This is a genomic window from Alteromonas sp. G5_S2_22_S1, assembly GCF_054968525.1.
Map to the genome: position 1 here is coordinate 71,025 of NZ_JBQKUJ010000012.1, position 13,114 is coordinate 84,138.

The 13,114-nt window shown below is 46.9% G+C and carries 12 protein-coding genes; 2 read left to right on the plus strand and 10 right to left on the minus strand.

Features of this window, described 5'->3' with window-relative positions:
- Positions 1–59: 59 nt before the first annotated feature.
- From ACTRWF_RS13520 to rutA, 9 genes are all read right to left on the minus strand, one after another.
- The gene (locus ACTRWF_RS13520; RefSeq protein ID WP_462835712.1) at positions 60–1,559 is read right to left on the minus strand and encodes an NCS1 family nucleobase:cation symporter; all 1,500 of its coding nucleotides are present in this window, start codon (positions 1,557–1,559) and stop codon (positions 60–62) included.
- A 290-nt stretch (positions 1,560–1,849) separates the two neighbouring features.
- Entirely contained in the window at positions 1,850–4,168 is a 2,319-nt protein-coding gene (locus ACTRWF_RS13525) for a TonB-dependent receptor domain-containing protein (protein ID WP_462835713.1), read from the minus strand.
- Positions 4,169–4,459: 291 nt separating this feature from the next.
- On the minus strand, positions 4,460–5,950 hold the full coding sequence (locus ACTRWF_RS13530) for a CoA-acylating methylmalonate-semialdehyde dehydrogenase (protein ID WP_015068122.1): 1,491 nt from the start codon (positions 5,948–5,950) through the stop codon (positions 4,460–4,462).
- Positions 5,951–5,969: 19 nt separating this feature from the next.
- Positions 5,970–6,500 carry a flavin reductase gene (locus ACTRWF_RS13535; RefSeq protein WP_015068123.1) on the minus strand — a complete coding sequence of 177 codons (531 nt, stop codon included), beginning with the start codon at positions 6,498–6,500 and terminating at the stop codon, positions 5,970–5,972.
- A 23-nt stretch (positions 6,501–6,523) separates the two neighbouring features.
- Complete coding sequence (locus ACTRWF_RS13540) at positions 6,524–7,144, minus strand: malonic semialdehyde reductase (RefSeq protein WP_020746628.1); 621 nt, start codon at positions 7,142–7,144, stop codon at positions 6,524–6,526.
- A gap of 86 nt (positions 7,145–7,230) precedes the next feature.
- Positions 7,231–8,067 carry a pyrimidine utilization protein D gene (rutD, locus tag ACTRWF_RS13545; RefSeq protein WP_020746629.1) on the minus strand — a complete coding sequence of 279 codons (837 nt, stop codon included), beginning with the start codon at positions 8,065–8,067 and terminating at the stop codon, positions 7,231–7,233.
- A 58-nt stretch (positions 8,068–8,125) separates the two neighbouring features.
- On the minus strand, positions 8,126–8,509 hold the full coding sequence (gene rutC, locus ACTRWF_RS13550) for a pyrimidine utilization protein C (RefSeq protein WP_020746630.1): 384 nt from the start codon (positions 8,507–8,509) through the stop codon (positions 8,126–8,128).
- 137 nt (positions 8,510–8,646) lie between these two features.
- Positions 8,647–9,381 (minus strand): pyrimidine utilization protein B, encoded by a 735-nt coding sequence (gene rutB, locus ACTRWF_RS13555; RefSeq protein ID WP_023559915.1) that lies wholly within the window; start codon positions 9,379–9,381, stop codon positions 8,647–8,649.
- A complete protein-coding gene (gene rutA, locus ACTRWF_RS13560; RefSeq protein WP_023559916.1) occupies positions 9,381–10,469 on the minus strand; it encodes a pyrimidine utilization protein A in 1,089 nt (362 codons plus the stop codon). Before rutA ends, rutB begins: the two co-directional genes overlap by 1 nt.
- A gap of 304 nt (positions 10,470–10,773) precedes the next feature.
- On the opposite strand from rutA, the gene rutR reads away from it, so the two are divergent.
- Positions 10,774–11,445, plus strand: a complete 672-nt coding sequence (gene rutR / locus ACTRWF_RS13565; RefSeq protein ID WP_015068129.1) for an HTH-type transcriptional regulator RutR — start codon at positions 10,774–10,776, stop codon at positions 11,443–11,445.
- 3 nt (positions 11,446–11,448) lie between these two features.
- Here rutR and ACTRWF_RS13570 read toward each other — a convergent pair whose 3' ends face one another.
- The gene (locus ACTRWF_RS13570; protein ID WP_020744332.1) at positions 11,449–12,120 is read right to left on the minus strand and encodes a Crp/Fnr family transcriptional regulator; all 672 of its coding nucleotides are present in this window, start codon (positions 12,118–12,120) and stop codon (positions 11,449–11,451) included.
- Positions 12,121–12,208: 88 nt separating this feature from the next.
- Between ACTRWF_RS13570 and ACTRWF_RS13575 the strand changes: the two genes are divergently transcribed.
- A complete protein-coding gene (locus tag ACTRWF_RS13575; protein ID WP_141154607.1) occupies positions 12,209–13,102 on the plus strand; it encodes a sterol desaturase family protein in 894 nt (297 codons plus the stop codon).
- The last annotated feature ends 12 nt before the right edge of the window (positions 13,103–13,114 follow it).

Here is a 13,114-nt window from a genome sequence, read left to right on the forward strand (position 1 = left end):
CTCGAAGTTTATTTGGGGGGTCAGAGTACATTTTGTAGAAAAGTACTCTGACCCCGTTATTAAGAGGCGCTTCTTGCCTGTATGGTATCTGGTACCCTGTTAGACAGCAGCAGGTATACGACACTGGCTATTATTAACCCTACGAACCACGCGTAGGCGTAAAGCGTATCGAAAATGGCTGGTACGCTGTCTACAAACCCTGCCGCGTGCATAAAGCCGGGTATATTAGGCAAAATACCAATGACAAGTGCAGCTACACCCGCCATGTTCCAACCGTTGTTCGCACCGTATTCACCCGAATGTTGAAACAGCGCATCAATGTTTAACGTCGATTTTCTCAAAATGAAATAGTCGGCAATTAGAATACCTGCGATTGGGCCGAGTAGTGCTGAATATCCCGTAAGCCATGTGAATAGATATCCGCCCGCAGTTTCAAGCAGCTTCCAAGGAAAAATAGCTACACCTATTCCCGCGGTGATATATCCGCCCATTCTAAAGCTAATTTTTGAAGGCGCCATGTTCGAGAACCCATAGGCAGGTGCAACCATATTCGCAGCGAGATTAGTTGTTAGTGTCGCAAGGGCTAGTGCGGCAAGGGCAAACACAACCCCCATGCCGCCCATTCGACCAGCAAGAGCGACAGGGTCCCAGATGGCTTCGCCATAAATGGTAACCGTTGCCGAGGTAACCGCTACGCCAATGAAGGCAAACAGTGCCATGGGTAAAGGTAAGCCAATAGCTTGCCCTAGCATCTGATCTTTCTGTGATTTAGCAAAGCGAGTGAAGTCGGGGATATTTAAAGCCATGGTTGCCCAAAAACCCACCATAGATGTAAGACCTGCGAAAAAAGCAGACCAAAACTGCCCTTCTTTAGCGCCACCTTCTACAAACTGTGACGGCGTGGATAGCATTTCACCAAAACCACCCGCGTTAATGTATGCCCAAGTAAGAAGCGCTAAGCCCATTAAGATCAAAAATGGTGCAGCGAAGGTTTCGAGCCAGCGTATCGATTCGGTGCCGTGCTTAATAAACACCAAGTGCATTGCCCAGAAGGCAAAGAAGCATAACGTTTGAGTGATATCTATTCCTAAAACAGGGAGTGTTTGACCTACAAAGGCATCGCCGCTAATACTGTTTAAAATAACGTAGATGGCACTTCCCCCCACCCAAGTATTTATTCCAAACCACCCACATGCTACGAGGCCTCGTGCTAACGCGGGTATTTTCGCCCCCTTGGTGCCAAAAGCACTACGTAGCAATACAGGAAAAGGTAAGCCGTATTTAGCCCCCGCGTGACCAATTAGCATCATTGGCACAAGCACAATAACGTTGCCTAACAGCACGGTAATCACTGCCTGATACCAGTTCATGCCTTCAGACACTAGCCCGGCAGATAAGAGATAAGTAGGTACGCACACCACCATGGCGACCCATAATGCCGCATAGTCTTTCCACCCCCAGGTTCTTGTTGCTTTGTTGGTTGGCGCTAAGTCTTCGTTCCATAAATCGCCATCGTAATGGGAAGGTTTTGTCATGGGTTGATTGTTGGTGTTATCCACGATCTCTTTCCTCGTTGAGTTTGTTGTGCTCATAGTGACATTTAACAAACGTTGCTTCTTGATAAAAAGTTGCTCTTCGTGAAGTCGTTTACTCACGCTTAGCTTAATAAAATACAGCGTCTTTGCCTGTAATACTGAAAGAAAAGCAAAAACACTGCCGTTTCGCGCGCTTTGATAAAGCGATACCTACATACCGTTTTGTACTTTTGGTATCTCTCCTAATCACGTGTGTTTTTTGGAGCTAAATTTGGCGCTTTATTCAATAGGAATAAAGCGCATTACTACTCAAATTAAAAATTACGCCTTATCGTTACGCCATAGGTTCTTGGCTTCGCATAGGATATTTGGCTGGTCCCATAAAAGCCCGTCACGTCAAAGCCAATAAGCTCATGGTCTGAGTCGAACAGGTTATCTACGTAGGCAGCTAAGCTCCATTTGTCTTGCCCGTCAACCCAAGTTAAACGGGTATCGGCAGTGGCATAGCTATCAATCTCATGAGCGGTAAAATTACGCGCGTTGTGAAAGGTTTCAGATTGATAGCTAGCTGACAATTGCGCTGCCATATTCCCGTTAAAGGCATCCCAGTTATAGCGAAGCATGGCAGACGCCTGAAATTCGGGAGTAAATGGCGGCGTTGTATCGGCAAAGTAACCTGAAGCCACTTCTAAATCTTCAACCACCGCATCGGTATAAGAGAAATTCACCATGACATCTACGCTGTCTGCTGGCGTTAAAAAGACCTCTAGTTCCACACCACTAAATGACGCTTCTTCATTGGTAACCACACCCGCGTTATTTACCCACGAAAACGATTGGTAATCGCTGTAGTCATAGTAAAAAACATTGGCATTAAATACGCCGCTTCCCTGCATAAAGCTGTGCTTTAAGCCAGCTTCGTATGAAGTCAGCTCTTCAGGTTCATAAAAGCTAAATCCACCTAATAGTGGTGCGTTGAAACTGCCCGCTTTTACACCTCGATTTATACCGGCGTAGTAAAGACTATTGCCCACGCTATACTCTAATTGGAGTTTAGCTGACCATAAGTTTTGATCGTTTTGTTCATCCATTACCTCTAACGAGGCCGTGCTAGTATCAATTTCTATAATGCGATCGTTGGTATTTTCGTTTTGATACACGTTACCAACAAACGCTTTATCTTCGCGGGTATAGCGCAAGCCGCCCACTAAAACCAGGTCATCGGTTAAGCTATAGTCTACCTGTCCGAATAAAGAGTAAGAATCAGTTTCAAGCGACACTAACGTATTGTTTTCTTCGCCACCTAAAAAGAAGGTAGTGGGTGAACCCGCTAACCCTTGACTGTAATCCGTATCGATAGAAAGGTAATAGAGCCCCCCAACCCACTTTAAATCTGCGGTTTCACCTGAGAAACGAAGCTCTTGGCTAAACTGTTCTATGGTGCTGTTAGATTGAAAGATGAGTTCTGGCGATGCCGTTTGATCGGAATCAAGGCCAACGGTACGCTTGAATTCTTTATAATCTGTCATAGCAAAGAGGTCGAAGTCTTCGAAGGCATAGTCTAACGTTGCCGCGAGGCCTTTTGATTTGATCTTGTTTTGATCGTCAAAAGCGAAATCTTTATTTACTTTATTGCCCGAGCCGTCAGGGTCGAAGTTACCGTTGAAATCCCCACCTTGAACGGGGCGGAAGGGGTCGCCGTTAAAGTTACCGTCTACACAAACGCCGGCTTGAATAGTGTCGCAGCCTAACGGGTCATCGGCAGCGTAAATTACATCTATCACATTGCCATCAGCATCTTTTATCTCGGTGGTATTAACCACCTGATAAGGGCCTTCACTTTTTGTGGTGTCAGACCAGTTACCGCTAAGAAGCAACGAGCCTTCCTCGCCAATGTCAAACAACAGCTGGGCGCGGAACGCTTTGGTATCATCGTTGTAGCCGTCTTCCCCGCCGCCCACTGACCCCAAGCGCGTATCGGGCGCTGCGCCGTCTTCATAAATATTTTCGAGTATTTCACCTTGCTGATTGGTGAACCCAGAAAGGCGACCGTAAATGCCCTCTGCAATTTCACCAGAAATAGCACCTTCAAAGCGGTATTGGTCAAAGCGAGCCGCTGTGAATTCCCCGTAACCTTCTGTATCGGCGGTAGGTTTTGCGGTAACGGTATTAACCAAGCCTCCGGTGGCGTTACGGCCAAACAAGGTGCCCTGCGGGCCTTTGAGTATTTCTATACGGGCTACATCAAATAAGCCGAAGGTTTGCGCTTGGGTACTAGCAAGATACCCTCCGTCTACATAAACCGCTACCGGCGCTTCGGCCAAATCGGCGTAGTCGTTTTGCACCACACCTCGAATATTAAAGATAGCCCGTTGCCCACCTATATCCCCGGCTAACGACACGCCTGGTGTAAACGCGATAAGCTCGGTACTGCTCTCAAGACCCAGCGCTTCTAATTGCTCGCCTGAAAAGGCGGTAATAGCAATACCCACATCGCTTATATTCTCGTTGCGCTTTTGCGCGGTAACTTCAATACTTTCCCAAACGTTCTCTGCAGCAAAGGCTGCTGGCGCACTTAACGCCATCCCAACGGTTAACGCCAGCAGACGCTTGTGTGTATTTAACGTATGCATGTTTTACTCTCGTTTATAGTTCTTTTTGACAAGCCTTGCGGCGGTGTTGTCCCGATATTTTTTTAAGAGTAACGGTCGACGTGAACTGCTTATCGATTGCCACTAGGGTGCAAACCTAAGGCAGGACTGGAGAGGAACTGCCAAAGGTTTGCGGGTTTAAATTGTTATTATTAATGGCTTAGTGTTAAGCCTGGTTCTAGGCGTAATTTGTTCTGCTTTTTCCCAGCTAACGTTAGCTTTTACGACAAGGTTTTCTTAGCGAACTAACCGTTTTTTCGAAAAAACGCCTTGCTAGCTAGGAAAAGAAAAGCTCACTCCTTCTCGAACGCCACTTGAAGGCCAACGTTGGGTAATAGTTTTGCGCTTAGTATAAAAACGCACGCCGTCAGGTCCGTATGCGTGAAGGTCGCCAAAGAGTGACCGCTTCCAACCACCAAAGCTGTGATAAGAAACAGGTACAGGCAGCGGTACGTTTATGCCTACCATGCCTACTTGAATATTGTCGGAGAAATAACGGGCAGCTTCACCGTCGCGGGTGAAAATGCAAGTGCCGTTGCCGTATTCATGCTCGTCAATAAGCTGCATGGCTTGCTCCATGCTTTCAACGCGCATAACTTGTAATACCGGGCCAAAAATTTCGGCTTTATAGCTGGTCATTTCCGGCGTGACGTTATCGATAAGGGTTGCGCCCAAGAAAAAGCCAGTTTCATACCCCTCGACTGTGGGGCTTCGCCCGTCAACGACCACATTAGCGCCTTGCTCAGCGGCACTGGTGATATAACCTTCTACTTTCTCTTTGTGCTGCAGAGTAATAAGCGGGCCAAAATCGTTAGATGCATCGTCAAATGCCCCTACTTTCAAGCCTTTCATGGCTGTTTGCATTTTATCTACGATTTTGTCGGCCACCTCATCGCCCACCGCTACCACTACTGATAACGCCATACAGCGCTCGCCGGAAGAACCGAAAGCTGCGCCAAGCAACTGGTTTACCGCGTTATCAATGTCAGCATCTGGCATAACAATAGCGTGGTTTTTGGCACCGCCTAAGGCTTGGCAGCGCTTGCCGTTCGCGTTTGCTTTTGAATAGATATATTCAGCAATAGGCGTAGAGCCTACAAAACTCACTGCTTTAATGCGGTCATCATCAAGAATTTGATCAACGGCTTCTTTATCGCCATTCACCACATTAAATACGCCATCAGGTAGCCCGGCTTCTTTGAGTAGCTTAGCTAAGAAAATGGCGCAGCTTGGGTCGCGTTCTGAAGGCTTAAGTACAAATGTATTTCCGCACACTATGGCAAGCGGGAACATCCAAAGCGGCACCATAGCGGGAAAGTTGAATGGCGTAATGCCGGCAACCACACCAAGAGGCTGAAACTCACTCCACGAATCTATGCTTGGCCCAACATTCTTACTGTGCTCGCCTTTAAGTAGCTGAGGTGCACCACAGGCAAACTCTACGTTCTCGATACCACGCTGCAGTTCTCCTGCCGCATCGTGGCTTATTTTTCCGTGCTCCGCGCCAATTAGCGCGGTTATCTCTTCAGCATGCTCTTCCAGTAAACTTTTGAATTTAAACATGATGCGAGCGCGCTTGCTAACCGGGGTATTCCGCCATTGAGGGAACGCTTGCTGTGCGCTCACAATGGCATCGTTCACCGTGGCTTTCGATGCCAGTAAAACCAGTTTCTCTGCTTCTCCCGTTGCCGGGTTATAGACATCTTGCATGCGCCCTTTCGGCGTGCAGGTTTCACCATTTATAAAGTGGCCTACTACTTTCATTTCAAATCTAATCCTTTAGTTATGCGTCTTTACACGCGCTGTGATAGCCGCGCTGATAATATAAAAGTGCGTCGGCCTCTGGGTCTTGCTTAATGTCTACCACCTGGCAGAAAAGCACATCGTGTGTGGCCACACTTTTAACGTCTGTAATAATACAATCGAAGCTCACGGCAGCATCGGCAAGTCTAGGGCAGCCGGTCGTAGATTCCACCCACTCGCCAATTTCGAAGCGTTCACTCATGGGCGCTTTACCACCAAAGGTGTTTGAAATTGACTGGTGCTGCGAGGTAAGCGTGTTGATAACCAAGTGCGTGCTGTTTTTAAACACCTGATGCACAGAGGCGCTTCGGTTTAAGCACACTAACAGTGTGGCGGGGTTGTCGCTTACGCTGCACACCGCTGTGGCGGTAAAGCCTGCTCGCCCCTCTGGGCCATTTGTTGTAACGACATTTACGGCTGCCGCTAAGCTAGACATGCCTTGACGGTATGCCTCTGAGGTTACCGGGGGAAGCACTTCTGTTACTGCGTTTTTTATTGCGGTAATAGTCATACGTATATCCTTTTTCGTTAGCGTTACAGTATTTGACAAGCTTGTTCGAAGCTTAAGCGAGGCAAACGTTTATGGACTTTCTTGCCGTCGCCATAGCCGATGTTCAGTAAGAAGTTCACCTTCCACGTGCTGTCTGAAAAGAAAGTCTCATTGAGTAATTTGGGGTTAAAGCCAGACATGGCACCGGCATCAAGCCCTAGTGCGCGGACAGCGCTAATTAAATACGCGCCCTGCATTGAGCTGTTTCGCATCGCCGTTTCATAAGCCGCTTCTGGGCTTGAGGTAAACCAGCTCTTAGCGTCTGCGTAAGGAAATAGCGTAGGTAATTCTTCATAGAATTCTTCATCATAAGCCACAATGACCGTACAAGGGGCTGTCATGGTTTGCTCAACATTACCGCTTGAAAGACAAGGCTTGAGTTTCTCCCGCCCTTCATCTGACGTAATAAAAACAAAGCGCGCCGGGCTGCAGTTTGCCGATGTCGAGCCTACTTTCACTAAGTCATAAAGCTGCTTTAGCACGGCGTCATCTATCTTTTTATCCAACCAGGTGGTGTGGGTGTGTGCATCACTAAATAGCTGGGCTAAACCACTTTCGCTAATAGGGTCTTTTGTTCCAATTTCAGTTATCTCTGATACCGTCATTTCAAGTTCTTTCCAGTGTTTTAAGTTGTTCGACAAAGCCTTAAATGACTTTGATAGCAACGCTTGTGTAGGAGCACGGCTTGCGACTACGCTACGCGCTGCAAATATTCCAATACCAATTTATTAAATGCATCAGGCACAGTAATGCTTGAGGCATGACCGCCATATTCCATCACCGACAGTTCGGCATTAGGCATGCGGTCTACTAACATCTGAGAGCGCTGCCAGGGCACTAGGGTGTCGTCTTTGTTCGCCAGCGCAAATGTTGGCGTGGTGATGCCCTTTAACTTGTCATCAATATCAAACGTGCTAAGTGCGCCAATACGAGCAAGCAAGTTATTCACGTTGGGAAAGTGGTTAAGCAACTGTGCCTCTTCCTCTTCCAAGTGCTCGGCGTTTTGGGCTATCCAGTCAGGCGGAAACAGCAGTAACGCCTGTAGCTGTAGGTACATATCTTTTCTATCTGCTGCCAATAAGGCTTTGCGTATGTCAAAGCAGCGCAGCGTGTGCGGGTTTGGGCTACTCCATGCGTTTACTAGAACCATGCTTTTAAGCAAATCAGGCTGAGTTAACGCAAGCTGAAGCCCTACCAAGCCACCAAGCGCGTGACCAACGAAGTGACATTGCTGCACCTCAAGTTTTTTCAGCAGTACATCGAGTTCATCCGCCATGTGCAAAATGCTGTATTCACTGCACAAATCAGCCTCGCTCTTATTGGTACCAAGCTGGTCGTAAGTGATCACTCGATAGTGTTGAGTAAAGTCAGCCAATTGGGGCTGCCAAAACTTAGCTGCGCCACCTAGCCCCGAACTAAAAACAACGGTTGGCGCATCTGGCGACGTTAGCCCGTGAATTTCGTAATGTAACTTGCTGCGCATTTCGCTTTTCATACTGGGGCCGCCGGCCTGCATTTCAGAAGGCATAGAGCTCACCTACATAGAACCAGTGGGCACAGTTAGCGGGGAGTCCAAACATAACCGCTTACCCTATGTGTGCTGTAGAGGCAATTTCTATTAAGGCTTCCGGCTTTACCAGGCCTACCTTAATGCAATAGCGCGCTGGCTTTTCACCCGGGAAGTATTCAGCATACACTTTGTTTACCGCCGCATAGTCGTCCCAATCTGTAATGAATATAGAGTTAAAGGTTACATCTTCCATGGTGCCACCGGCTTCTTGAATAACGCTCTTGATGGTTTCTAACACGTGGCGTGTTTGCGCTTCGGCATCGCCCACGTGAACCACGTCATTGTTTTCGTCAAACGGTAACGTACCCGACACATATAAAATGTTGTCAGCCATAGACCCTGGAACAAAAGGGGCTATCGGTGTAGACGTACCGGCTGGAATAATCGCTTTCTTTGGCATGTTTTCATCCTTCTCGTTGCGCTATCTATGCATTGCTACTTTGCTTAGTGCTTATAAATGGTTTCTTTCAATTTGTGCTTAGTGCTTTACCGCGCTGCTTTGTTGTACGTGGCGAGCCTTGGCCAATAAAACACCGCCTAACGCGCCCCTTCAAACACTTCACAGAACTGGGCTGTGGTAGATACCCATCCGAAGAACGTTTGAATATTAAAAAGTGAGGCTTCATGAATGTCTGGCGGGCCGGCTTGATAGGCTGCATCAGCAAGTACTACCCCAAAATACTCTAAGTGAAATCCATCGCGTAAGGTGGATTCCACGCACACATTGGTGGCAATGCCGGTAAACACCAGGTTACGGATACCGCGGGCCCGCAGCATGCTGTCTAAATTGGTATTGTAAAAGCCGCTGTAGCGGGTCTTGGGAATAACGATATCGCCCTCTTGCGGCTTAAGGGCGTCTACAAGGGCGTAGTCCCACGTTCCTTTGGCGAGCAAACTGCCTTTTAATTCTGGCTGTTTGCGCATGGTTTTAAGGGCATTCGATTTGTACCAGTTAGGTGAACCGGGGCCGCCAGCCTCTTTATAATCGGCATCCCAACCGTTTTGTAAAAAGACTACTGGCATACCTGCGGCGCGAGCGGTATCCAGCACCTTGACGGTATTGGCTATCACAGGTTTGGTCGTTGACACATCAAACCCAGCCTTATCTAAATACCCGTTTTTACTGGCGTATGCGTTTTGTAAATCCACTACGATAACGGCGGTTTCACTGGGGTTTAACGTTAAAGGTTCAGGTTTAGCGGGCAATACAGGCTGCCCGGTTTGGCGTTCCTGAAAACAGCCTGAGACTTCAAACACATCACCGGCAGACATTAGGCAGCTCCTGATGTGTTTAGCAGGTGCTGGCGCGACTTCATCAGTGGCTGAATTTTAGTGCCGAAATCATCCATACCTTTTAAGAAATCATCAAACGTTAGCAGTACCCCTTCACAACCCGGAACCGTTGCGATTTCATCTAGCATAGAAGCGACTGATTCATAAGAGCCAACGAGCGTACCCATATTCAGGTTTACCGCTGAGGTTGGGTTGGTCATGTCTCGAATGTTAGTGTCTTTGCCCGACTTTTTATCAGCCGCACCCTGCGTTGCCATCCAATCTAACGCCGACTGATCTTTACCCTCTTTATAACTTTCCCATTTAGCCATGGCGGCTTCGTCGGTTTCATCAGCAATAACCATGACGAGTACAGCGGAGCCTACGCTGCGACCGTGTTTTTCAGCCGCCTCGGTTAAGCGCGCAGCGGTTGGAGCAAATGCGGTAGGTGTATTCACACCTTTACCAAAGCAGAAGTTATAGTCGGCGTGACGGGCCGAGAAATCCATGCCCGCGGCACTTTGCCCTGCACAAATAAGCGGTATTTTGCGCTGTGGTTTAGGCAGCATTCGGCAGTCATCCATTTGGAAGTGCTCGCCTTTAAAATCACTTTTTCCCGTTTCCCACAACTCTTTAACCACCTTGATGTATTCATCAAGGTACTCATAGCGATTACCAAAGAATTCGTCGCCAGGCCACATGCCCATTTGGGAGTACTCGGGGCGCTGCCACCCGGTAACTAAGTTCACGCCAAAGCGGCCGTTAGAAATGGAATCGATAGTGGTTGCCATACGCGCCATAATCGCTGGCGGTAAAACTAACGTGGCGGCTGTGGCATATAGCTGAATTTTTGAAGTGACGGCAGCAAGACCGGCCATTAGGGTGAACGATTCTAAGTTGTAATCCCAAAACTCCGTTTCACCGCCAAATCCTCGTAACTTGATCATCGAGAGTGCGAAATCCATATCGTACTTTTCAGCCTTCATCACAATCTCTTTATTAAGATCGAACGTTGGTTTGAACTGAGGTGAATTTTTAGAAATTAACCAGCCGTTGTTACCAATTGGAATAAATACACCAATATCCATGTTGTTCCCTCTGCTTGTATGCGTTTTGAGCTGTTTAAACAGCTTTTTGTCAGGTTGCCGAGTTCAAATATTTGAAGAGGCGGTACAAAGACTGAACAGCATAAAACAGGCCAATTAATTTACTTGTTAATTTTCAACAACTTAACATGGCGTCAAGTTTAAAATGGACCTTTTGGTTCAATTTGAAACATCCAGTCCAGTGCAGGTGAACTTATTTGGTGCAATTTTGTGCAAAGCGGTTTATCGCTACACTAACTCCGCGTAAACTAGGTATATGAATATAAAATGCTGCAGTTAAGAAGTGATGAAGTCTGAAGGTAAAGCAACTACAAAACCAGCCCGCGCATTTAGCCCCACGGCCCAAAAACGCCGAGAAAAAGCACTGAAGGAAAAGCGCGCTCGAATTATGCAGGCAGCCCTTACGTTGTTTTCAAAAAATGGAGTAAGCGGAACAACGGTGGAACAAATATCCGAGCTAGCCAACGTATCGAAAAGCAACTTACTTTATTATTTTAAAAGCAAAGATGGGCTGTATTTATCAGTGATCACTCACCTACTAGATGTGTGGTTAAGTCCCCTACAAAGCTTTTCTGCAGAGCAAGAGCCTATAGAAACGTTAAGAGAGTACATTAAAGTTAAGCTTGAAATGTCGCGAGACAACCCCGCCGAATCCAAGCTTTTTTGTATGGAAGTAGTACAAGGTGCACCGCTTTTGATCAAAGAATTAGAGACACCGCTTAAAGCCTTGCTCGACGCCAAAAGCGCCGTAATCAATGAGTGGATTACTGCAGGTAAACTCAATGCAGTAGAGCCCGTTCATTTAATATTTAGCATCTGGGCCATAACTCAACATTACGCAGACTTCAGTGTTCAGATAAAGGCCGTCACTGGCAACGATTTAAGCGACCCCGTTTTTTTTGAAAGCACCTTAAAGAACATTCAGCATATTATTTTAGATGGCTTGCAGCCCCACTAATTGCTATATGGGCAACAGCGAGGAACTTTCCTTCAAGAATTTTTCAAGACGCTCGATGTTGCTTATCACAACCCCGCCATAGCGCTTTTCAAGGAGTTGCATGTCATATAATTTAGTGAGCGACTTATGCGCGGTAAGTACTGTAACGCCAAGCCTTTCGGCATAATCACTTTGGCGCAAAGGTATGAAGTCGCGTCGAGAGGTTAAATGCGCCTGGTAAATGAGTTTGGCTAACTGAACGTGAGTGGGTAAACGGCGAATATCATCCAGCCTCTCTAACGCGGCGTGTAGCTTTATTGCTAAAGAACGTGTAATAAAAGCAGCAATAGCAGGATGTTGGCTTACCAGTGAATGAAATGCTGGCTCGGGAATTTGTAATATTTTACATTCAGTTAGCGCTTGGGCGTGGTGTGTTCTAGCAAGTGATGCATACAAAGTAAACTCGCCAAAGGTGTCTCCCCTGCGCAAAATCGTTGTAATTTGATAGCTGCCATCTAAGCCATAGTTTCCTATTTTCACCTCTCCCGAGACAACGATAGACAGCCCTTTATTCTTGCTTCCTCTATCATGAATTGTAGCGCTAGCCGCATAGGCTTTAACGTTACCGTAAGGCATACAGTTATCAAGGTAGTCGTCGGGCATCACCGTTTGCGCTATACCGTGAATGTAAGACATACGACTCCAAAACTATACTTGTATATATTCTTGAATGTTAACTCAATGTAAATTGTTCGACAACATTCAAATAGCAGGTAATACAATAATGAATTATCAGTGGGCAATTTTGGCGGTGTTCATCACCTTTGCGCTGTTGGAAGCAAAAAACGGTAAGCTATTTAAAAAGTCCAGCGAAGTCAGTGATGATGGGAAGGTAGAGCTTATCGGTACGTTGCTGTTGTTTGTGGTAACCCAACCTTTTGTCCTGTTTAGTTCTGCCGCCATCATGGCGTTAGCCTTTCCTCAGCTTCAAGGTGCACTTGCCGACTCGCCGGTCCTTATACACATCGCGCTGCTATTGATATTCGATGACATGATGCAATACTGGTGGCATAGACTATCTCACTCCACGCGCTTTCTTTATAACTTGCACAGGGCTCACCACAACGCCAAATACATGAGCGTTCGCATCATCTACAGGAACAACTTTTTCTATTACCTGTTTATGCCTTCACTTTGGTTTTCTGGTGCACTGATTTATTTAGGGCTAGGGTGGACTTACGCATTCTATTTGGTGGTCAAGCTTACCGTAATCACAGGCGCACACGCCGAGTGGAAATGGGATAGACTGCTATATCAAACGCCATGGCTACATCCCATAGCTTGGGTGGTAGAGCGCACAATATCTACCCCTTCGACACACAGTGCCCACCATGGCTTAAAAGCGGATGATGGCATTACCAACTACAAAGGTAATTATGGAAATCTGTTATTCTTTTGGGATGTGCTATTTGGTACCGCTAAAATCACGCGCCAATATCCTGCGCAATACGGCATAGAAGGCATGTTTTACGCTAACTGGAAAGAGCAACTGATATGGCCGCTATATAAGACGCCGAGAAAGCCAAAGCGTGTACAAACTGAAACTGTCCACACACATGCACCACCGCCCGCCTCAGAATCACAAACAATGCACCATGCTGTAAAAGGCAAGGCCTAATTTGGTATAAAC